General features: G+C 36.3%; 18 protein-coding genes. 7 read left to right on the top strand and 11 right to left on the bottom strand.

All coding sequences use genetic code 11. The features are described from left to right. Positions 1 to 75: 75 nt before the first annotated feature. The 3 genes from rny to ESZ54_RS00360 form a co-directional block, all read right to left on the bottom strand. Entirely contained in the window at positions 76 to 1,614 is a 1,539-nt protein-coding gene (gene rny / locus ESZ54_RS00350) for a ribonuclease Y (protein WP_420824347.1), read from the bottom strand. A 282-nt stretch (positions 1,615 to 1,896) separates the two neighbouring features. Then, positions 1,897 to 2,997, bottom strand: coding sequence for a recombinase RecA (gene recA, locus ESZ54_RS00355; protein WP_136135687.1), 1,101 nt, complete (start codon positions 2,995 to 2,997; stop codon positions 1,897 to 1,899). 327 nt (positions 2,998 to 3,324) lie between these two features. Next, the gene (locus tag ESZ54_RS00360; protein WP_136135688.1) at positions 3,325 to 4,557 is read right to left on the bottom strand and encodes a competence/damage-inducible protein A; all 1,233 of its coding nucleotides are present in this window, start codon (positions 4,555 to 4,557) and stop codon (positions 3,325 to 3,327) included. A 193-nt stretch (positions 4,558 to 4,750) separates the two neighbouring features. On the opposite strand from ESZ54_RS00360, the gene sdaAB reads away from it, so the two are divergent. Then, a complete protein-coding gene (sdaAB, locus tag ESZ54_RS00365; RefSeq protein WP_136135689.1) occupies positions 4,751 to 5,410 on the top strand; it encodes an L-serine ammonia-lyase, iron-sulfur-dependent subunit beta in 660 nt (219 codons plus the stop codon). Between the two features lie 10 nt (positions 5,411 to 5,420). Then, positions 5,421 to 6,290 carry an L-serine ammonia-lyase, iron-sulfur-dependent, subunit alpha gene (sdaAA, locus tag ESZ54_RS00370; protein ID WP_136135690.1) on the top strand — a complete coding sequence of 290 codons (870 nt, stop codon included), beginning with the start codon at positions 5,421 to 5,423 and terminating at the stop codon, positions 6,288 to 6,290. Positions 6,291 to 6,347: 57 nt separating this feature from the next. On the opposite strand, the gene nhaC is transcribed toward sdaAA, so the two are convergent. Further along, positions 6,348 to 7,730 (bottom strand): Na+/H+ antiporter NhaC, encoded by a 1,383-nt coding sequence (gene nhaC, locus ESZ54_RS00375; protein WP_136135691.1) that lies wholly within the window; start codon positions 7,728 to 7,730, stop codon positions 6,348 to 6,350. A gap of 752 nt (positions 7,731 to 8,482) precedes the next feature. Here nhaC and ESZ54_RS00380 point away from each other — a divergent pair. The 3 genes from ESZ54_RS00380 to ESZ54_RS00390 all read left to right on the top strand — a co-directional run bounded on the left by ESZ54_RS00380 (position 8,483) and on the right by ESZ54_RS00390 (position 11,461). After that, positions 8,483 to 9,424 carry a 2-dehydropantoate 2-reductase gene (locus tag ESZ54_RS00380; RefSeq protein WP_136135692.1) on the top strand — a complete coding sequence of 314 codons (942 nt, stop codon included), beginning with the start codon at positions 8,483 to 8,485 and terminating at the stop codon, positions 9,422 to 9,424. Between the two features lie 25 nt (positions 9,425 to 9,449). Next, positions 9,450 to 10,520 carry a PTS sugar transporter subunit IIC gene (locus ESZ54_RS00385; RefSeq protein WP_136135693.1) on the top strand — a complete coding sequence of 357 codons (1,071 nt, stop codon included), beginning with the start codon at positions 9,450 to 9,452 and terminating at the stop codon, positions 10,518 to 10,520. A gap of 296 nt (positions 10,521 to 10,816) precedes the next feature. Then, entirely contained in the window at positions 10,817 to 11,461 is a 645-nt protein-coding gene (locus ESZ54_RS00390) for a GntR family transcriptional regulator (protein WP_136135694.1), read from the top strand. Positions 11,462 to 11,524: 63 nt separating this feature from the next. Here the strand turns inward: ESZ54_RS00390 and ESZ54_RS00395 are convergent, their stop codons facing one another. Then, positions 11,525 to 12,193: an MmcQ/YjbR family DNA-binding protein gene (locus ESZ54_RS00395; RefSeq protein ID WP_136135695.1), complete on the bottom strand. Its 669-nt coding sequence runs from the start codon at positions 12,191 to 12,193 to the stop codon at positions 11,525 to 11,527. Positions 12,194 to 12,414: 221 nt separating this feature from the next. Between ESZ54_RS00395 and ESZ54_RS00400 the strand changes: the two genes are divergently transcribed. Both ESZ54_RS00400 and ESZ54_RS00405 read left to right on the top strand, forming a co-directional pair. Beyond that, positions 12,415 to 13,623, top strand: coding sequence for a quaternary amine ABC transporter ATP-binding protein (locus ESZ54_RS00400; protein ID WP_136135696.1), 1,209 nt, complete (start codon positions 12,415 to 12,417; stop codon positions 13,621 to 13,623). Beyond that, positions 13,616 to 15,355, top strand: coding sequence for an ABC transporter permease/substrate binding protein (locus ESZ54_RS00405; protein ID WP_420824345.1), 1,740 nt, complete (start codon positions 13,616 to 13,618; stop codon positions 15,353 to 15,355). The genes ESZ54_RS00400 and ESZ54_RS00405 overlap by 8 nt, the downstream gene beginning before the upstream one ends. Positions 15,356 to 15,376: 21 nt before the next feature. Here the strand turns inward: ESZ54_RS00405 and ESZ54_RS00410 are convergent, their stop codons facing one another. The 6 genes from ESZ54_RS00410 to adhP form a co-directional block, all read right to left on the bottom strand. Next, complete coding sequence (locus ESZ54_RS00410) at positions 15,377 to 17,242, bottom strand: elongation factor G (protein ID WP_136135697.1); 1,866 nt, start codon at positions 17,240 to 17,242, stop codon at positions 15,377 to 15,379. A gap of 257 nt (positions 17,243 to 17,499) precedes the next feature. Then, the gene (locus ESZ54_RS00415; RefSeq protein ID WP_136135698.1) at positions 17,500 to 18,216 is read right to left on the bottom strand and encodes an HAD family hydrolase; all 717 of its coding nucleotides are present in this window, start codon (positions 18,214 to 18,216) and stop codon (positions 17,500 to 17,502) included. A 13-nt stretch (positions 18,217 to 18,229) separates the two neighbouring features. Next, entirely contained in the window at positions 18,230 to 20,026 is a 1,797-nt protein-coding gene (locus ESZ54_RS00420; RefSeq protein WP_136135699.1) for a glycerophosphoryl diester phosphodiesterase membrane domain-containing protein, read from the bottom strand. Between the two features lie 276 nt (positions 20,027 to 20,302). Next, positions 20,303 to 21,187, bottom strand: coding sequence for a 3-hydroxyacyl-CoA dehydrogenase (locus ESZ54_RS00425; RefSeq protein WP_136135823.1), 885 nt, complete (start codon positions 21,185 to 21,187; stop codon positions 20,303 to 20,305). Between the two features lie 208 nt (positions 21,188 to 21,395). After that, on the bottom strand, positions 21,396 to 22,154 hold the full coding sequence (locus ESZ54_RS00430) for a helix-turn-helix domain-containing protein (protein ID WP_136135700.1): 759 nt from the start codon (positions 22,152 to 22,154) through the stop codon (positions 21,396 to 21,398). A 185-nt stretch (positions 22,155 to 22,339) separates the two neighbouring features. Beyond that, complete coding sequence (adhP, locus tag ESZ54_RS00435; protein WP_136135701.1) at positions 22,340 to 23,356, bottom strand: alcohol dehydrogenase AdhP; 1,017 nt, start codon at positions 23,354 to 23,356, stop codon at positions 22,340 to 22,342. Between the last annotated feature and the right edge of the window lie 141 nt (positions 23,357 to 23,497).

Genomic DNA, 23,497 nt, shown 5'->3' on the forward strand with positions numbered 1-23,497 from the left:
GCAAGTTATATGAACACAAGATGAACAAAAAAAACTTCTCAAAACAAGGTCTCCCTTATTTTGAGAAGTTTCTGATTATTTCGCGTAATCGACTGCTCGAACTTCTCTGACTACCGTCACTTTAATGTGACCAGGATATTCAAGTTCGTCTTCGATACGTTTTCTAACATCTCTTACTAATAATGTTGCTTCATCATCTGAAACTTCTTCCGGTTTAACAAGAACTCGAATCTCGCGACCTGCTTGAATCGCGTAACTTGTATCCACACCAGGAAAATCATTAGCAATTGTTTCTAATCGTTCTAATCGTTTAATATAATTTTCGAGTGACTCACTTCGAGCGCCCGGGCGAGCGGCTGATAACGCGTCAGCTGCTGCAACTAATACTGAAATCACTGAAGTTGCTTCGACGTCACCATGATGACTAGCAACTGCATTAATTACGACTTCGTTTTCTTTGTATTTCGTTACAAGCTCAGTCCCAATCTCAACGTGTGAACCATCTACTTCATGATCTAAAGCTTTACCTATATCATGAAGCAAGCCTGCTCTTCTTGCCAATGTTGGATCTTCACCAAGTTCTTCTGCTAGAACACCAGATAACTTAGCCACTTCAATCGAGTGGTTTAACACATTTTGGCCATAACTTGTACGGAATCGCATACGACCTAAAATCTTAATTAAATCAGGATGCAATGAGTGGATGCCAACTTCAAAGGCAGCATTTTCACCATACTCACGAATTCTTTCATCCATTTCTTTTTTAGATTTTTCAACCATTTCTTCAATACGAGCCGGATGAATCCGACCATCCTGAATCAATTTTTCAAGTGTCATACGAGCAATTTCTCGACGTATTGGATCAAAGCCTGATAATACAACCGCTTCTGGCGTATCATCAATAATTAAATCAATCCCTGTTAACGTTTCAAGAGTACGAATGTTTCGGCCCTCACGACCAATAATTCGTCCTTTCATATCATCGTTAGGTAAACTAACGACTGTGACAGTTAATTCTGAAACTTGATCGGCTGCGCAACGCTGTATCGCTAATGATAACATGTTTTTCGCTTTACGATCAATTTCTTCCTTAGCTCGTTGATTGCTTTCTTTTACCAATACCGCTCGTTCGTGAACCAATTCTTTCTCCGTTTCAGCCATAATAATGACTTCCGCTTCGTTTTGCGTTAATTGAGCAATGTTTTCTAATTTAACTTGTTGCTCTCCAATCAATTCTTCTACTTCTTTTTCTCGCTCATCAATCAATTGCTTCTTAGAATCAATTTTTTCTTCTTTCTCTTCCAGAGAGCGTTCTTTTTTGTCTAAAGAGTCATCTTTACGGTCAAGATTACTTTCTCTTTGCAACAAACGGTTTTCTTGGTTTTTAAGTTCTACCCTTTCTTCCTTCAGCTCACTTTCAATGTCTAATCGATATTTTTGATTCTCTTCTTTAGCTTCTAACAAATACTCTTTTTTGAGAGTTTCAGCCTCTTTTTTAGCTTGTTCTAGTATCCCACTTGCCGATGCGTTCGCAACATCCAATGATTTCTCATGTCGGGATTTCGCCATAAAAAAGCCCACTGCTAGACCTACAATTAATACGATGATAGTCATGGTAACGAGTATCAATACTGATATACCCAAATAAAACACCTCCATACTATCCTTTACCTCTATTTGTCGAAAAATAGAGATAAGTATAAAACAAAATCACACTAAAAATCGTATGAGTTAAAATTAAACTATACACTTAATATTCTAATAGTTGTCTAAAGGTGTGTCAACTCAATAATCACCTTTTGATTGCATAAAAATACACAATTGTTATTCACTTATCAAATATTTACAAAAAACGAGCAGTTATTACTAAATAACTGCTCATCATGAGTGATAATTTTATTCTTCTAATTCTAACGGAAGTTCTGTCTCTGATCCCTTTTTATCTGCTTTTTTTGTTTTTTTATCTGCTGCAACTTCTTTCGCTTCTTCGACAACTTCTTCTTCAACGCCATCAATTTCATAAGCCACACGAACTTTATTATAGATATCAGCCATCATTTCTGGATGTTCAAGCAGATATTTCTTAACGTTTTCACGTCCTTGACCGATTCGTTCTTCATTATAAGAGTACCAAGCACCACTCTTATTCACGATATCTTTCTCGGCTGCCATATCTAAGAGTTCACCCTCTTGAGATATACCTTGGCCGTACATGATATCCACTTCTGCTACTTTAAATGGTGGGGCAACTTTATTTTTAACTACTTTAATTTTAGTACGGTTACCGATGATATCAGTGCCAATTTTTAATTGCTCAGCACGACGTACTTCTAAACGAATTGTCGCGTAGAATTTCAAGGCACGTCCACCAGGTGTTGTTTCAGGATTACCAAACATAACACCGACTTTTTCACGAATTTGGTTAATGAAAAGAGCAATCGTTTTAGTTTTATTAATCATTCCCGATAATTTACGTAATGCTTGTGACATCAAACGTGCTTGTAGACCGACGTGGGAATCACCCATTTCACCATCGATTTCGGCACGAGGGACTAAGGCCGCTACCGAGTCAATGACAACAATATCAATCGCACCACTGGAAACAAGAGCTTCAGCGATACTTAATCCTTGTTCTCCTGTATCTGGTTGAGATAATAATAGTTCATCAATATTTACACCTAATGCAGCTGCATATTTTGGATCTAAAGCATGTTCAGCATCGATAAAAGCAGCAATTCCGCCTTCTTTTTGAACTGCCGCAATCGCGTGTAAAGCTACTGTTGTTTTACCTGAACTTTCAGGTCCATATACTTCAATAATTCTTCCGCGTGGATAACCACCAACACCTAAAGCTGAATCCAGTGCAAGTGAACCTGATGAAATCGTTGAAATTTGTGTATCAACTTTCTCACCTAGTTTCATAATTGAACCTTTACCAAAATCTTTTTCTATTTTCTTTAATGCAGCATCTAACGCTACTTTACGACTATCAGACATCTTTGTAGCCTCCCTTATTTTCTCTCTCGTTAACTATAATACTTGCTTTAATTTAAAATTGCAAGAAAAACACGAACAAATATTCGCTTATTTTGTAATTTTTGTAAACACTTCTAAAAAGATTGATTGATTAGGTTTTCTGAATTAATATTTATTTCATTTCTTTAATTTATCACAAAGTACTTTGGTTACTCAAACTATAACGCTCATAAGTTCACTCTTTGTAGTATGGAACTTTTTGAGCTGATCTTCGGTAACTTCACACTATCATTTTAAGTCACAAACCGACTTAATATGATAGTGTTCCAGTTACTCAGAGCAAAGCGCTCAAATATTCACTCTTAGTAGCTCTAGGGCGTATTTAACGGCACCGTCTTTGATGTAGGTACGGTCGCGGCTGATAATCATCTCTTGGGTTTTTAGTCCGTTTGGTGTGAGTAAAGCTAGGATGATCGTACCTGGAACTTGGGTTTCGATTGATTCTGGACCAGCCACACACGTTATTGCTACGGTATAATCAGCTCCAAAAAGCCTTTGACCTGCTTGAGCCATTTTAATTGTTGTTTCTAAAGATATCTCTCCATCAAATTGAATCTGCTCAGATGATAAGCCTAAACCGCATTCTTTACTCAATTTATTGGGTACTGTCATCCCACCAGCACTTACTGCTTCAAAATTAGGGATCCGACTTAAACGTCTCTGACATTCACCCCCAGATGCACCCTCAATGACTGCCACTGTCTGACGTTCAGCCAATAGTTTTTGAACGACTACTTCTTCAAGCGTTGCATCCTTCCCGTAAGCATAGAAATATTCACCAACCAGCGTTTGAATTTTTTCTTCCAATTCATCTAAAAGTAACGCACATTCATTTTTACTCGCACCACTGGCTGTAAGTCGAAGCATGACCTCATTGGATTTCGCATACGGGGCGACCGTCGGATTCGTTTGCTCATGAAGAATATCTGCTAACACAGTGTCTAATTTTGATTCTCCAATTCCAATATAATGAAGATAACGCGACACAAGTTGATGTTCTTGCGGAAATAGTTTACTAAATAGTGGCGCAACTTCTTCTTTTAACATCCCTTTAAGTTCTGTTGGTGGACCTGGTAAAAGAAGATAATACTGTCGGCCATCTTGATACAAACATCCGCATGCCAAACCAACAGGATTGTAAATTGGCTGTCCATGTTCAATGATATGCGCTTGTTGGCGATTATTTTCTGTCATTTTACGCTTTGATACTTCAAAGAAACTCTCTACTTTTGCGAGTGCCTTTTGATCATAAATTAATTGTTCACCTAAAAAATCTGCTACTGTTTGTTTTGTTAAGTCATCCTCTGTCGGCCCAAGTCCACCACAAAGAATAATCAAATCACTCCTTTTCTGTGCTTGTTCTAAACTTCCAATGATCCGGTCATGATTGTCACCGACTGCCGTATGATAATAAACATCAATACCCAAATCAGCTAATTCCTCGGATAAAGTGGTTGCATTGGTATTTACAATTTGCCCTAATAATATTTCTGTTCCAACTGCTATAATTTCTGCTTTCATATCCAAACGTCCTTATTTATAATATACGAATTATTTACTTCTTTATTTTATCATAGTTTTAATTTTTCTAATAAATGGTAGCGCTTCATTAAAGAATTAAAAAAATTTCTTAGAATGCGATCTTTTTATCCCGCTAAATTTCTTTCTATGCTAAAATGACGGTACAAAAAACATTTTAAGGAGGATCTATCCAATGGCTCAGTACAAAAGCGTTTTTGATATTATTGGTCCTGTTATGATTGGACCGAGTAGCTCTCACACAGCCGGAGCTGCCCGAATTGGAAAAGTTGTTCGTAGTATTTTCGGTGAACAACCAGAAGAAGTTGATCTCTATCTTTACGAGTCTTTCGCAAAAACTTATCGAGGACACGGCACTGACATTGCATTAGTTGGTGGGCTCTTAGGGATGGAACCCGATGATGACCGCATCGCAGATTCTCTCAAAATTGCGCACGAAGCAGGAATGCAAGTGGCTTTTATTCCCAAAAATGATTCTGCAGATCATCCAAACTTAGTTAAATTGGTTTTAAAAGGAAATGGTCGGACTTTATCTTGTACCGGTATTTCAATTGGTGGGGGAGCCATTCAAATTTCCGAATTAAATGGCTTTAAAATTAATTTGGACCTTTCAACCCCTACTTATTTAACTGTTCACCAAGACAAACCTGGCGTTATCGCAAATGTCACAAAACTACTCTATGAAAAAGAAATCAATATCAGTACCATGACTGTTACTAGAGAAGCAAAAGGCGAAAAAGCAATGATGATTATTGAAGTTGATGACCGCGTAGAAGGTTTAATTTCCGCGTTAGAATCAATCGAACATATTCATTCCATTAGCTTTTTTGGATAGGAGGAAAAAAATGTTTCAAACAATTGAAGAACTAGTTGCCCAAGCTGAAAAAGTCGGCTCGATTAGTGAAGTAATGATTCAAACTGAAATCGAAACGACACAACATTCAAGAGAAGCTATTTTAGAACACATGCAAAAAAACCTTGCTGTGATGCTCCAATCCATTGAAAAAGGGGTTGAGGGAGTGACATCGGTCACTGGTCTAACCGGTGGTGACGCGACCAAGATGAAAAGTTATATAGATGAAGAAAAATTTTTAAGTGGTAAAACAATTCTGACTGCTGTTCAAAACGCAATTGCTGTTAATGAAGTCAACGCAGAAATGGGCTTAATTTGTGCCACACCAACTGCTGGTAGTGCTGGTGTCGTTGCAGGAGTCCTTTCATCATTAATTAAAGAAAAAGAACTAACACTAACGCAACAGTTGGATTTCCTTTTCACTGCAGGTGCTTTCGGTCTTGTGATTGCCAATCGTGCTTCAATTAGTGGGGCTGCTGGCGGGTGCCAAGCTGAAATTGGTTCAGCTAGTGCCATGGCAAGTGCCGCACTAGTTGAATTAATGGGAGGTACACCTGAACAATCAGCTCAAGCCGTAGCGATTACTCTCAAAAATATGTTGGGTTTAATTTGCGACCCTGTTGCCGGACTAGTTGAAGTGCCATGCGTGAAACGAAATGCATTAGGTGCTAGCCAGGCCTTCATCTCTGCTGATATGGCTTTAGCTGGAATTACGAGTGTCATTCCACCAGATGAAGTGGTCGAAGCCATGCATCAAGTTGGACGACAAATGCCATCAATCTTTAAAGAAACAGCTGAAGGTGGCTTAGCCAAAACGAAAACAGGTCAAGAAATCATGCACCGAATTTACGGTAATCCCTAAATAAATAATAAACGCCGCTCAAACTTTTTTCCTCGTTTGAACGGCATTTTCTATTGATTAAGCTTTCACTTCTTCATTAATTTTTAATACCCCAATACCCGTAAACGCACTAATCAATGAAAAGACTGGCGACAATAAACTAAATAAGGCAAATGGTAAGTACACGAGTGTCGGAACACCGAACGTATTGGCAACAAAACTTCCAGCAATCCCCCACGGAATCAAGTAGTTGATGACCGTTCCACCATCTTCAAGTGTTCGACTTAAGACGACCGGGTCAAGATTCATTTTTTTGTAAACATCTTTAAAAGCATTTCCTGGTAAAATGACAGATAAAAATTGTTCACCAATAAATAAATTCACACCAATACATGAAAACAAAGTCATCATAATTAATTGTTTTTCTGATGATAGACGTTTGGCTACTGCTTCAATGACCGTCGATACCAAACCAATTTCCATCAACATGCCACCAAGCGAAAGCGTTAGAATAATCAAAAGAACCGTTGGGAGCATACTCATAATCCCACCTCTTGAAAGTAAAGCATCAATTTGTTCGTTCCCTGTTTTCGATACAAAGCCACTTTCAACCACCTTAGCTAATTCAGGTAAAATTGAAAAACCTTTTTGAATAATGACCATTATCATGCCTAATAAAACATTTAGAAAAATCGTCACAATCGCAGGAATTTTTTTCCAGGCACAGAATAACATAAAAACAATTGGTAATAATGATAACGGTGAAATCGTAAAGTTTTCTCGTAAGACATCTGTTACCACTTTAATTTCATTTAAATCAGTTGAACTTGTATTAAAACCAAGAATTGCAAAAGCGATTAACGACACCACAAATGCAGGTAAGGTTGACCACATCATATGTTTAATATGTTTGAAAAGATCAGCACCAACTATTGCTGACGCTAAGTTGGTTGATTCAGATAATGGTGACATTTTATCGCCAAAAACTGAACCTGATACAATCGCACCCACTATTAGAGCAGGATTTAAACCCAAAGTAATCCCAATTCCAAAAAAGGCAATCCCAATTGTCGACATCACAGTAAACGCACTACCAATCGCACTACCAATAATCGCACAAACTAAGAAAACTGATGGCACAAACCACTTTACACTAATAATATTAAAGCCATAGACCATCAAAGTTGGAATAATACCCGCTTGAATCCAAACAGAAATTAACGCTCCCACCAGTAGGAAAATAAAAATTGGTATTAATCCCGGCAACAATCCTTTTTCAATTCCATCATTCACCATTTGCATTGGCAGACGACGAATTAAAACATAAAGAATAACGAAACTAATCGCCACTAAAATAGCAATATTAGGCGACAGTTTTAAGCCAATCACACAGACTGAAATCCCTAACACGACTAACAACAATACAATACTCGATTCTAATAAACTAATTTTCTTTTTCATTTTTTTGATTCCTCTCTATTTGTTTTCTATTTATGTCAACAAATAGTACGATAACGAATCAAACCTCCACAATTGAAATTCATCTTCTTGTCCTCCTAAAATAAAAAAGAAGTCCACCCTTAACTAGCTTGTTAAGGGCGAACTTCTTCCGCGGTACCACCTTATTTTTAAACAGATCCTGTTTTCTTTAAATCTTATTTATTCAAATGTAATTTATGCCACCTATTAGTGTAATTCGATAACTAAGCTTGTTCGATTTTCAGCAACCATCGACTTTCTAGTATTCATTGGCTTAGCTTCTACTGTGCTAATAGCATTATAGTTATTTGCTATCATAACGAGACCACGGACAAAAGTCAAGTAGAAATATATCTACTTTTTTCTATTCATTAAAAATAGATTAGAAAATATTAAAACAGTATTTTTTACCTAATTTAACAAAAAATTGAAATGAGCAAATATTCTGATTATTCGCCATCTTGCTCAATGATTCACAATTGATATTTATTATAATAAAATGATAAAAATGGCAAAACAATTAAAATGCGAACTGTTCTATTTTTATTATATCTCTTTTAATTATAGTTTTATTAGAAAATTTTAGTCATATTTTGCTTATTTTCTCTACTTTTCGTGATGTGATTTTCTGAAACTCTTACATTATTATGAAATTTTAATTCTTTTTTCTGAAAATTATCATATAATTACCTTGTTAACAAAAACACAAACATATCAGAAAGGATGTTTTACATATGAAAATCGCAATTGCAGGCGCAGGTGCTATGGGAAGTCGTTTTGGTTTAATGCTACATCAACAAGGTCACGAGATCACTTTAATCGATCAATGGCCAGCACATATCGAAGCAATCCGTGAAAATGGATTAATCGCAGACTTAAATGGAGAAATGATTACAGCAAAAATGCCAATCTACGCTCCAGAAGAAATCGCGGGTTTAGATCAAGAGGTTGATTTAATTATTGCTTTGACAAAAGCAAACCAATTAGATGCAATGTTCAATGATATCCAATCATTAATTAACGAAGACACACATGTTATTTGTTTATTAAACGGTTTAGGACACGAAGATGTCTTAGCAAAATATGTTAAAAAAGAAAATATTCTTTTAGGTATTACAATGTGGACAGCTGGTTTAGAAGGCCCTGGACGCGCGAAATTATTTGGAACTGGTGAGGTTGAATTAGAAAACATTGAGCCTGCCGGAGAAGCATTCGCAAGAAAAGTAACTGACATCTTTACTGAAGCTGGCTTAAACGCTGTTTATAGTACTAACGTGAAACATTCAATCTGGCGTAAAGCTTGTGTGAACGGTACACTAAATGGTTTATGTACCATCTTAGACTGTAATATTGCAGATCTTGGTGCACAACCTGTCTCAGAAAAAATGATTCGTACTATTATTCATGAATTTGCAATTGTTGCAAAAACTGAACACGTTGAATTAGATGAAGAAGAAGTCTTTAATCATGTAGCAACAACTTTTGATCCAAATGGCGTTGGTTTACACCACCCATCAATGCATCAAGATTTAATTAAAAATAATCGTTTAACTGAAATCGACTACATCAATGGTGCTGTTAGCCGTAAAGGTGACGTTCAAGGTATCGACACACCTTACTGTGATTTCTTAACTGCATTGGTTCACGCTAAAGAAGGAATCTTAGGCGCACAATAGACCCCATATTAGGAGGAAAACGGAAATGTATGAAAAAGTAAGCCCAAAAGAGTTTTTTAACAAAGTCTTAGCTGGTACAGCAACTGGTATTATTGTTGGTTTAATTCCAAACGCTGTTTTAGCCGCAATTTTAGGATTATTTGGAGATAACCCTGCTGCACTATTTATCACACACGTCGTTGTCATTTTCCAAGTTGCAACACCACTTTTAATTGGTGCATTAATTGCTTTACAATTCGGCTTTGCGCCACTTGACATGGCAATTGTCGCAGGTGCTGCTTATGTTGGTTCTGGCGTTACAAAATTCAACCCAGAAGTCATCAATCCAGTGACTAAAGCTCCTGGTATGTTAATTTCAGCCGGTACTGGTGATTTAATTAATACAATGATTACAGCAAGTTTAGCTATTATCTTAACTTATTTAATTGGTAACAAACTTGGTTCAGTTAAAATTGTCTTATCACCAATCTTAATTGGTGCTGGTAGTGGTTTAATCGGTTTAGTTATCTTACCTTATATTTCATATATCACTACTGCAATTGGTAACATGATCAACTCATTTACAAACTTACAACCACTTTTAATGAGTGCGTTGATTGCTAGTTTCTTCGCAGTATTGATTATTTCACCAATCTCAACAGTTGCGATTGGTTTAGCGATTCAATTAAACGGTGTTTCTGCCGGTGCAGCTGCTATGGGTGTTGCCGCAACGACAATCGTTTTAGTTGTCCACTCTTGGAAAACTAACAAATCAGGAATTACAATTGCAATCGCTGCTGGTGCAATGAAAATGATGATGCCTAACTTATTTAGATACCCAATCATTTTATTACCAACACTAACAACAGCAATTATTTCTTCAATCCCAGTTGCTTTACTTAAAGTTTCTGGTACAGCTCAATCAGCTGGATTCGGTTTAGTAGGATTAGTTGGCCCACTTAAATCAATGGACATGGGTGACGCAAGCATCAACATCATCACAGCCCTAATCGTATGGTTCGCAGTCCCAATCGCCGCAGCCCTACTATCAAGATTCGTCTTCGGCAAAATGCTACACTTGTATGACGAAAAAGAAGTATTCGCGTATTTAGCATAAGGTGATTTTCTGTGCGCTTTGGAGCGATCAATAAGGCGAGCGCGGAAAAAAACTGGTTTTTAGTTTATTTCCGTGATTGACTTAGTGCCGAATCCCTGCCAGCTGAATCCCATTCATAAGGTGATGAAGCTAGAGCTTTTATCTCAGCTGGCTCTGAAACCAACACACCAACCTCAAAAGAAGCTACCTCCGGGTAACTTCTTTTTATTTTCCTTTGCAAGTTGTCTTTTTTTTAGTAAGATAAGCAGTAGTATTATTGAACAAATATCTCAATTAACAAAGGAGGGAAATCAGCGATGGAACCAATGTTAATCACAGATTTACCTAAATATCAACAAGTTGCCATTAGCATCTGTGAACGAATCGTTGATGATCGTTATCCCGTTGGTGCAAAAATATCTGCTCGCTCAACCCTAGCAAGCACTTTTAGCGTTTCACCTGAGACAGCACGAAAAGCCGTCAACGTCCTTGTCGACTTAAAAATCGTCTCGACAAAACATGGCAGTGGCGTAACTGTGACATCAAAAAGCAAAGCACAAAGCTTTCTTACTCAATATCAAAGTGTCCAATCGATTCAATCGATTAACACCACTATTTTTGAAAGCATCAATAAGCAACGCACCGAACTTGATCAAATGACAAAATTAATTAAAAGTCTCACAGTCCAAACAAAGAAAATGCACCACGAAAGTCTGTTTACACCATACGAGCTATTATTAACTGTTGAAGCAGACCATCTCGATACAAGTATTAGCGAATTAAATCTTTGGCACGAAACAGCAGCCACAGTGGTCGGAATCAGTCATGATGATAATTTATTACTGTCACCTGGGCCATATGCGAAATTTAGTGAAAATGACACGATTTATTTTATCGGCGACGAATTTGCTAAACAACGTATGATTAATTTTTTCTATCCACAAAATTTAAAAGAATCATAAATAAAAGGAAAGTACTCACATTTATTCAGGAGTACCTTCCTTTTTTATTTGTCGCAAAACTGATTATGAAACTAAACGATAACTATATTCAATCCATTCAAAAAGCATCTCATCCTCAAGTGAATTATCTAAAATTATCGAAAACCAGTATTTTTTATTCATATGATAAGCAGGAAAAACTTGGCCACTATCAACATAGGCACTCACGTTTTCCGGTTTTGCTTTTAAATTAAGAACTTCAATATTCCCTTCCAAAGAAACATCTAATTTTGATGCGTCAATCCCCATAATAATGCCAAACCATTTTTTGTTTTTACTTTGCCTAAACACGGCATTCTTTGGCGATTTTTTCCATAAATACTCTGCTTCGACATGATAGGTTTCATTGATATAGTTAATCACACGTTTGGCCTGTTTAGTTTGAAATACCTCTGAATCAAAACATTTTAAGGCAATATCTTGTATTATAGCTTCGCATTCCTGTCTAACTGTTCCCACAAAGGCACCTCGAGCACGTTCATTTTTTATCAACAGGTATTCTTCCCTTGTTGTTAAGTCCCAAACAGAATAAGAAACAATGCCTTCTTGCGTAATACTTACTAAGAGTTTCATTTGATTTTCAGAAATATCGAATTCCATCTCAAAAAGCCTGTTTTTTAAGACAAAACCATAATCATTCAACTTCGTTTGATCCATTTTCATATCCTTAAAATGCGAATCAAGTTCAATCATCAAACTACCTCCATTCGTTATTGTTTATCTTAATGTCTCAATTATAGCTCAAGAACTGTTTAAAACAACAATTTACACTTTTTTTAAAAGAAAAAAACCAGAAATATAATTTACATTTTTGACAAAGTGACCACATGATGTTAACCTTGTATGGTCACTTACTGGATTTATTTCAGAAAAAAAGTGAAAATTACATATCAAAAAGGGGACATTTTATTAGTATGGTTAAAGTTAAAGTTGAAAATTTAACTAAAATATTTGGTAAAAAGAATCAGACTGCCTTAAAAATGGTAGAAGAACATCGTTCCAAAACTGACATCCTCAAAAAAACTGGGGCTACAGTTGGTGTATACGATGTCAATTTCGACATAAATGATGGCGAAATATTTGTTATTATGGGACTTTCCGGAAGTGGAAAATCGACCTTAATCCGATTAATTAATCGTTTAATTGAACCAACATCTGGACACATTTATATTGATGGTGAGGACATCTCTAAAATGACCAAAGAAGAGCTTCGTGAAGTTCGTCGTCATAAAATGAGCATGGTTTTCCAAAACTTTGGACTCTTTCCTCATCGTACAATTCTTGAAAACACTGAACTTGGTCTTGAACTTCGTGGTGTCAGTAAAGAAGAACGTGTAAAAAAAGCTGAACAAGCCTTGAAAAACTCAGGCTTAATTTCATTTAAAGATCAATACCCAACCCAATTATCTGGCGGGATGCAACAGCGTGTCGGCTTAGCTCGCGCACTGGCAAATGATCCTGAGATTTTATTAATGGACGAAGCCTTCTCGGCACTTGATCCTTTAATTCGTCGTGAGATGCAAGATGAATTGCTCGATCTGCAAACATCAGTCCAAAAAACAATCATCTTTATTACGCATGACTTAAATGAAGCCTTGCGAATTGGTGATCGTATCGCCCTAATGAAAGATGGTCAAATTATGCAGATTGGAACTGGTGAAGATATTTTGACGAATCCTGCTAATGATTATGTTCGTGAATTCGTTGAAGATGTTGACCGTTCGAAAGTTTTAACGGCTGAAAACATCATGGTGCCAGCATTAACAACAAATATCGACGTTGACGGCCCGGCCGTTGCCTTAAATAAAATGCGTAACGAAGAAGTCAGTTTGTTAATGGCACTTAATAAGAAACGTCATCTCAAAGGAATCATCACAGCTGAAAAAGCGATTCAAGCGAGAAAAGAAAAATTACCGCTAACCGAAGTTGTTGAACCAGAAATCGTTTCTGTCTCACGCGACACACTAGTTGGTGATATTTTTGAAATCATCTACGACTCACCAACACCAATTGCGGTTGTTGATGGTTCTAGATTACTAGGTGTTATCATTCGCGGTTCCGTCATTGAAGCTTTAGCGAGCGGCTCAAATAATAATGATGAGGAGGTTCTGAAAAATGCTTAACTCACTCATCTTAATGCAAAAATTACCGGTCGCTGATTGGATTGAATCTTTAACTGAATGGATGACGCAAGCTTTTGCTGGGTTCTTCAGTTTCTTACAAAATAGTGGTCAAGGTTTAATGGATGGTATTACACAACTACTACTCTTAGTTCCACCAATTGTAATGATTGTTGGACTTACCTTAATCGCCTTTTTCATCAGTAAGGAAAAATTGAGTCTACCTATTTTTACAGGCCTCGGACTTCTTTTCATTCTCAATCAAAATCTTTGGAATGATCTGATTAGCACCTTTACTTTAGTGTTAATCTCAAGCTTAGTTTCGATTATTCTTGGTGTACCACTCGGTATTCTGATGGCTAAAAATGATAAAGCACAAAGCATTATCACACCAATTCTAGACTTTATGCAAACAATGCCTGGCTTTGTATACTTAATTCCTGCTGTTGCCTTCTTCGGTATTGGCATGGTCCCCGGTGTCTTCGCATCTGTCATTTTCGCGCTACCACCAACAGTTCGTTTTACAAATCTAGGGATTCGCCAAGTACCAAAAGAATTAGTTGAAGCCTCGGATTCATTCGGTGGAACCGGCTGGCAAAAATTATTTAAATTAGAATTACCGCTAGCTAAAAACACAATGTTAGCTGGGATTAACCAAACAACAATGCTTGCCTTATCAATGGTTGTTACCGCATCTATGATTGGTGCTCCTGGTCTTGGTCGTGGCGTACTATCAGCCTTACAACGTGCTCAAGTCGGAAATGGTTTTGTAAACGGGGTAGCTTTAGTTATTCTAGCGATTATCATTGACCGTTTCATTCAATATATCAACAAACCGAAAAAGACAGCGACTAAGAAAAAAAGCTTAACCATTGAACAAAAGAAAAAACGTGGCTTACTTATTACATTAGCTGTTGTTTTAGTTGCTATCTTCGGTGTGACGTCTCTTTTAAATAAAGAAAAAGGCAAAGAAGAAATCAATTTAGCATATGTTGAATGGGATACAGAAGTTGCTTCAACAAACGTGATTGGTGAGGTATTACGTGAAGCTGGCTATAAAGTAACCTTAACTCCACTTGATAATTCAATCATGTGGCAATCAATCGCTAATGGCGAAACAGACGCCATGGTTGCAGGTTGGTTACCAAACACTCACGAAGCATATATTAAAAAGTATCAGGATAAAGTTGATCCATTAGGAGTTAACTTAAAAGGCGCTAAAATTGGATTAGTTGTTCCAACGTATATGGATGTTGATTCGATTGAAGACCTTGATCAAGAAGCACAACAAAAAATTACCGGTATTGAACCGGGTGCTGGCACAGTGAATTTAGCCAATGAAACAGTAAAAACATATCCAAACTTAAAAGATTGGACTGTTGAAACTTCTTCTTCTGGCGCGATGACTGTAGCTCTAGGACAAGCAATTAAAAAACAAGAACCAATTGTTATCACTGGCTGGTCACCACACTGGATGTTTGCTAAATACGATTTGAAGTATTTGAAAGATCCTAAAGAAACAATGGGGACTGAAGAAAATATCGAAACATTTGCTCGTAAGGGCTTGAAAGAAGATCAGCCTGAAGCATACAAAATCTTAAAGAATTTTGAATGGGAACAAAAAGATATTGAATCAGTGATGTTAGATGTTAGTAACGGTGAAGACGCGCAAGCTGCTGCTAAAAAGTGGATTGACGCTAACCGTAAAACAGTCGATTCTTGGAAATCTAAATAAATACTAAAAAAGAGGTCAACTTTAAAAGTTGCCTCTTTTTTGTTCTTTAATAATGAGTGCTTTTGTCTGATCGACGGAGCCTTGTTGATAAAGCTTATCACCTGTTACAGGTTGATAAGCAACCACTCTTCCTTTGACATAGCCTTGTCCATTAAATAATTCATCCAAGTTTTCCTCAAAACTCAAGTAATTTGATTGCGTCATTTGAGCCTCAATTGTTGTTTCACCAAACAACTCTTCCACTTGACCAATCGTTGCCTCACGTTTTCCTAGCTCACTAATTGCTGTGCCCATATCTTTTGATAAACACGTTAAACTAAGTGCCATTATCGGTTCGACAATTTTTGTTTTAGCTTCCAATAGTGCTTTGTAAAATGCATAAGGTGTCAATTTTCTGAATTCAGATGGCGTACTGACTGGACTATAAAATTCAGCATCCGTCAATGTGACTTTTGCGTTGATGATTTCATAATCGTAAAGGCCGGCCTCGAGCGCGTCGAGGACACTCGTTTCAATTGCATTTTGAAATGATCGTTTCAAATAACCTAATGGAACAAAACTCTCGAAAATAGAGCTGTTTGTAATTTGGGGTTCAACTTTTAACGTCAGTGTGGCCCAATATGAATTCACATCATCATCCACACGAATTGATCCAATTCCTTGAGTCGTCACCATTTCTTTATAAACAATTTTCGGTAATGAAACGGTCAACGTTTTAAAATCATATTCCCGACGTAGTGTATCCTCAAGATACTCTTTTTGCACGCGCCCAAAAATCGCAACCGATACTTCTGACGTCCTGCTATCAATTTGAAAATCTAATAATGGATCTTCAATTATTAGTTTTTTTAAGGCATCAAGCAACAGCATGCGTTCGTCCTCAGAACTCGAAAAAATAATGCGCAATGTCGGTTCAGGTAAGTCAATTTTTGGTTGGTATGATTCACCTAATGTGTCGCCAATCCTTAGTTGTTCTTCATGCGTTAACATAAAAATATCACCCGCTTCAACAGTATCACTTAAGACAAATTGATTGTCTTCTAATACAAAGAAACGATTTAATTTCAAACTGTCAGTTTCGTTTAGAGCGTATGTTTCATAGCGATGAATCTTGCCTGATATTAATTTAAAAAAGGCTTGCTTTTGACCATCAACAAACATAATTTTATATAAATAGGCAGAGGTCTCTTCCGATGTCACTTTAGCGTATTCAAATTGCGCTAAATAATCTAATAATGTTGTGACACCTTGACCAGTCACAGCCGATCCATAAATAATTGGAAATAGCTTTCTTTGAACGACACTTTCGGTTAGTGATGTCTTGACTTGCATTTCTGAAACATTTTCTTCTAGTAAGTACTGTTCTAAAAGAACATCATCTGTTTCAATTATTTTATCACGAGCCGCACTTGTCATTGGTAAACTTACGAGTTGTGATGTTAATTTTTGTTCAATTTCCAAACATATATTTTCAGTATTGGCTGTAGCTAAATCCGTTTTGTTAATAAAGAATAAAGTAGGGATACCAGCTTCTTGTAATGTATCAAAAATTCGACGTGTTTGCGTTGGCAAGCTGCCTAAACTTGACACAACGAGAATTGCTAAGTCAATGACGTCTAAAGCTCTCACCACTTCACCAAAAAATTCAACATGTCCTGGCATATCAATCACGTTAATCTTTGTTTCTTGCCATTCTAATGAAACGGAAGCCGATTTTATTGTAATGCCTCGTTCTTTCTCTAACTCAAGGGTATCAGTTATCGTATTGGCTTTCTTGATACTACCGCCTTGATAATGTTCATGTGTTTGGCTATATAATCTTTCTGTTAATGATGTTTTTCCCGCATCAACATGAGCAACGATTCCAATATTAAGTATTTTTTTCATATAAAAAAGACTTCTATGGTTTTTATTCAAAAAATACCCTCGCTAAATACCATAGAAGTCTATCATTCACGACCTTCTTATATTTGTTCAAGAGTATTTCTCTAAAACGCACACCAAATAAGCCTTGTTTTTTGCTTATTTAAAAAATGTGCTATAAAGAAATACTCCGAAGCATATGAAGATCACTCACTTATATTATTTTCGTCTCAAGGACGATTTAGTTTTAATTTAATACATATAGTTTACAAAAAGTGCCTTTATTTGTCAATATTTAGAAATTTATGTACTTCTCGTACCGCCTCCTGATAATTTTCAACTGAAATTACATAGTCGCTCTTATAATTTAAACTACTATGTTGATATTTATCAAGCCACACCACACGCCAACCTGCATTCTTACAGCCTACAACGTCATTTTCATATGAATCTCCGATATAAAGACAGTCGTCAGCCGTAACTTGAAAAGCTGTTTCGACTAATCTAAAAGCTGAAACATCAGGCTTAGCACAACCTATTGCTTCAGAGATAAACCAATACTCTTGCGGAAACCAACGATTTAATCCCAATTGTGTCACTTTTTTTAATTGATGGTTTTCAGGACCATTGGTTAATAAAGCCACCGGTACCTTTTGTTGCACCAATTGATCTAGCAGTCTCACCATCTCCGGCACCATTTGAATTTTCCCTTGATTTTGTGCGTAAGCTACTTGCAATTCATGAGCCTCTGCATCAGATATCAATAACTCCGTTTCATTAATTGCTTCACGCATCCGATAGACACGCATCGTTTCAAGTGCAAGTGTGCCATCTTCTGTTTGCGAAAACAAGGCATCACTATGAAATCGAAAACGTTGATAGAGTTGACGCATCTCGTCATCATTAAAACGTTGTGGAAAAAAAACTTCAACCGCTAAACGAAATGGTTCAATTTGATCGTACAGCGTATCATCCATATCAAATACTATAACTTTCATAATTACCCCTCTATTAACCCATTCCAATCATAAAGAAGATTAATTTATCAGAATAAGTCATTTCTTTACCACTTTCCATTACATCATTTAGAACTTCCATTTGATCAGTAATAATACCATCCACTTCATTAAACATCATTCGTGTCATTACTGTTTCATCATTTGGCGTCCATGCATAAACTTCTTTACCAATACTATGTGCTGAGTCTACAAAACCTTGACCCAACGTGGTATATTCCAATGCATAGAAATCCATCGCTCCTGAAGGCGGTCCAACAAAACTAAATGGCAAGATATACCCTACATAAAACTTAGGTTCAAGTTGTTTTAACTCTTCAACAGTATCGTAAGTCAAAGATTGAATGATGTGACCATTTTTAAGAATTGACTCGCGATAACGTTCAGTAAATCGTTTCATAAATTCAGGACTATCATTTTTGGTTGTCTTTATTTCAATCAATAATTTTTGATTTAGCTCATTTGCTTTGGCCAAGTAAGCATCAAAAGAAACGATCTTTGCTTCCATCCCATTTTCATGAACTGTTAGTTTAGTTAATTCGTCGAGATTAAGTTCATATGGCTTTTTATTCACCCCCGTTAAAGGTCGCAAATTAAAATCATGATAGACCACAAAATCATGATCTTTCGTTTCTTGGACATCCATTTCAACATAATCAGGTTTTTCATCCTTATTTGTCATTTCCAGTGCTTCAAGTGAGTTTTGAACATGGTTCTCATTATCCACCCCTCGATGAGAAAGACTTAACACCTGATCATCAAACGGATCATTCAAAATCACATAGTTTCCCATACTTGTTAAAACAAAAACAACTACAATTCCAACCAATACAATGCTAGCCTTAATAAAATGAATAAACCCTTTCTTCTTAGGTTTGATTTCATGATTAAATTCATCATTAAGGAAGCCTTGTTGATTCATGTCGTCAACAATAATATAGAATAAGCCGATAGTTGAAAACAAACCATTAAAGAGCCAAATCAATTGTAAAAAGGTTAAAATGATAACCGCACTTGGTAGCGCAATTTCTGGTTTAACTTCCTCAATTAATGCTTGTGCACCAAAACAAATAAAATAAAGGAATGATGTTAAAAGTAAGAAAAAGCCAATCACACCAATAATTTTAAAGAATATTTTCCAAAAATGACGTTTTGTTTCAACCATACTATATTTAACCGCTTCTTTGACAGAGCGTTGGTTTAAAATCATCTCAGGTAAGACATAAACCCACCGAATTGAGAGATAGGCCAAAAAGATATAAACCAAAATGACAGCTGACACAATAATAAAACGATGGGCAAACACAACGTCTAAAATAAAGACTGGAATCTTAAACTTCCCTAATAATTCCGAATTAAATTTGATACCACTTAAAGGAATGACCAAAAAGAAATAAAATAGAAAGAAAAATATTGAAGACTTATCAATTTTTTTCAAACTACGCAGGGTCCCCACAATCAATTGTCGCACACTCGCAGGCTGCTCCATTTGCACGTAATACACACTTTGAAGCAGAAAAGCAAATTCAAAGAATACAGTTAACAGTAACATTAAAAGTGTCGCAATCAAGCCAGTCGCCACAAATGGATGATGTAAAAAGATTTCACCCATATTGTCATAAGACATATAATTAATGCCACCCATATTCAACAGAAATTTCGCAAATCCCATTAAAGCAGGGATAAAAACAATCGCAATCAACAGATGCATTAAGAATACATCACGCACATAGCGCCTCGCGTCCCTAGTAAACGCACGAATCAAACGCCAATTTTCTTTCATAATTTTCATCTAATACCCTCCAAAATCTATCTATCTAACCATTATAGAGAAATTTTCGATTAATGGAAAGTTTAATATACAAAAAGGTGGTGAAGTGAGCGGTTTGGGATGAACAGTAAGGCGAGCCTAGTAAACAGACGCTTTTTGTCTGATTACTAGGATTGACTTAATGCTGAATCCCAGCTCACTGAACCCCGTTAAATCAGGTGGTGAAGTGAGCGTTTTGAGCTCAGCAACAAGACACCAAAAAAGCTGACCTCTCAGTCAGCTTCTCATGCACTATTTCTAATTCAAAAAGTCTTTTTCCAAATAACTTGGATTAGGATATTTATAGAAACCTTCACCAGTTTGAACCCCTAGTTTGCCTTTATCGATATAATGCTCTTTTAAATACGCTGCTGTCGCGCGAGCATCATCCGTGTCCTCACTGAGGGCTATATTATAAGCTGTATTTAAACCAACTATATCTAAGATTGCAAACGGTCCACGCGGTGCTTTTGTCGCAATCATCCATGTTTTGTCCACTGTTTCAGGATCTGCAATTCCCTTAACCATTAGATTTTCACCGGCTTTTAAAAAAGGAACTAATAATGCATTTAAAATATAGCCAGGATATTCTTTATGTAAAGGTAACGCAACCATGCCAATTTCTTTTGCGAAAGCAACAACACTATCAAAAACCTCTGGACTCGTTTTAGCGGATCCTTGGATTTCTGCTGTGTTATTCACCCAAATATGATTGGCAAAATGTAACGCGATAAATTGTTCTGGTCGACCTGTTTCATCTGCGAAATCACTTGGTAAAAATGTTGATGTGTTAGTCGCGATGACTGTATGTTTTGGTGCTAATTCATTTACCCGTTGATATAAATTTATTTTAATCTCACGAACTTCCGGAACTGCTTCAATCACGATATCTGCTTCTTTTACCGCATCTCCAAGATCAGAAGTATAAGTCATACGATTTAACGCTAATTCTAACTCAGCGTCACTTGCCTTTAAGTCTTGTTTATAGCTTTGTGTTAAAGTTTTGATTCGTTCTTTAGCTTTTTCTAATACCTCATCATTAATGTCATTCACCACAACTTGAAAACCTGAATACGCGATTTGAAAAGCTATCTGACTACCTAATACTCCACTTCCTATTACTGTTACATTCTTAAATTCCATCATATCTAGACCCCTCTTCTTAATATTCATTTGATCGTCTCACCTAAAACCAATGAAAACGCTATCACTAATTACAGTCTAACTAAAACAAATGTTTTTTTCAAGTAAAAAGGGGTCATTTTTCACAAAAAAGAACCAAAAACTATAATCAGTTATCCCTGATATTACAGTTTTCAGTCCTTATCCTGTTATTTTTTGTGAAGTTTAACTAAACCTGAATATCAGCAATCGTCACTTGGCCTTGATAAGTTTGACGATAACGTTTTGGCGTTAAGCCAGTTACTTCTTTGAACTTCTTAGTAAAGTATGTCGAGTCATTGAAACCAACGTTCATTGCGACTTCACTAATTGGATAATCAGTCGTCGACAATTCTTTTTTGGCAACTTCAACACGATAAATTAAGAGATATTCAGAAAAATTCATACCTAAAATACTTTTCACTAAACGACTCACGTGATATTTACTCATATTCAGATAATTTGCTAGCACGTCTAGTGTCAGCGACTCCGCATAATTTTTATGAATAAAGCGCAGTACTTTATGTTGTAATGTTAATGATGTATTTTGATTATCGTTATTTTCTATATCAAGTAAAGAAACTTGGTTAATTGATTTAATCCCTCGATCAAGTGCGTAGACGAAATCAGCATCAATCGGTTTTAACAAGTAATCAATCATTCCTAGACGCAATGCCTTTTGAGCATTTTTAAAATCAGCCTTACGTGATGTTACAATTGATTTTAAATTGGGAAAACGTTCAAGTAAAAATTTATGTGCTTTAAAACAGTCTAACGTATCGTGATTAATAATTGCTAATTCAATGCTGTACTTATCTGCAATCTCAATCAGTTCTAACCTGGTTGTTGCAATTGGCAACAAAATAACATTGGCAAAATGTTCGCGAATCATCTCCTTCATGATTTCACTAGATTCAATATCGTTGTCAACGATTATGACATTACACACAATTATCACCTCTAACTAATTATTAAGACACTTTCATTTTAAGCTTTATTCAGAAATAAAGCAATATCAGATCATTTATTGGTACAAATCTCTTTGACAGTATTTCCAAATAAGACGCATAAACAAAAAAGACGACTTTAAGTTTTTGCACTCAAAGTCATCCTTTGTCTCGTTATTTTTGAAAATTATTTGTCAGTAAAATCAATGACCATACGGCCTTTAATTTTTCCGTCAATCATTTCATCAAAGATATCATTAATATCTTCTAATGGACGCATATGTACTTTAGGAACAACTTTTCCTTCAGCTCCAAATTGGAATGCTTCAGCTAAGTCATTACGAGTACCTACTAATGATCCAACTACTTTAATTCCGTCTAATACAAGACGAGGAATATTTAAGTCCATGCTTTCTGATGGTAAACCAACAGCTACGATTGTACCTGCAGCTCTTACACAGTCAACAGCTGAGTTAAATGCTGCTTTAGAAACAGCTGTAACTACAGCACCGTGAGCGCCACCGTCAGTTAATTCAATAATTTTCTTCGCTGCATCTTCTTTAGCAGGGTTGATAACAACATCTGCACCTAATTCTTTAGCGAAATCTAATTGTAAATCATTTACATCTAAACCGATAACTTTACAGTTAAATACTTCTTTAGCATATTGTAAAGCTAAGTTTCCTAATCCACCTAGACCATAGATTGCAATCCATTGTCCTGGTTTAACATTTGATTCTTTGATTGCTTTATAAGTTGTTACACCAGCACAAGTAATACTACTTGCTTCAGCAGATCCTAAACCATCTGGAACTTTAACTGCATAGTCTGCAGTAACGATACATTCTTCAGCCATACCACCATCAGCTGTATAACCAGCATTGATTACGCTACGACATAATGTTTCTTGACCGTTTACACAATACTCACATTTTCCACAAGCTTCAAACATCCATGCAACACTAGCACGGTCACCAATTTTAAGTGATGTTACATCTGAACCTACTTCAACAACGCGACCGATACCTTCATGTCCTAAAACACGACCAGTTACATCACCAAAGTCTCCATTCTTAACGTGTAAGTCTGTATGACAAACCCCACAACATTCCATTTTTAATAATGCTTCGTTAGCTTTTAACGGACGTAAATCTTTTTCTACTACTGCTACTCTTTTATCTGCACCTACTGTTGCTGCTTTCATTATATAAATACACCCTCTCATTAAAATAGAATGTGAAATGCTGAACTAGTGTGAATCCGTTCATTCAGTATTCAACAATAATAGTCTATCATGCAATACCATGTGAAAACATAATTATATTGTTCATTTTCAGTAGGAATT

The organism is Vagococcus silagei, assembly GCF_004795745.1.
Taxonomy (GTDB): domain Bacteria; phylum Bacillota; class Bacilli; order Lactobacillales; family Vagococcaceae; genus Vagococcus; species Vagococcus silagei.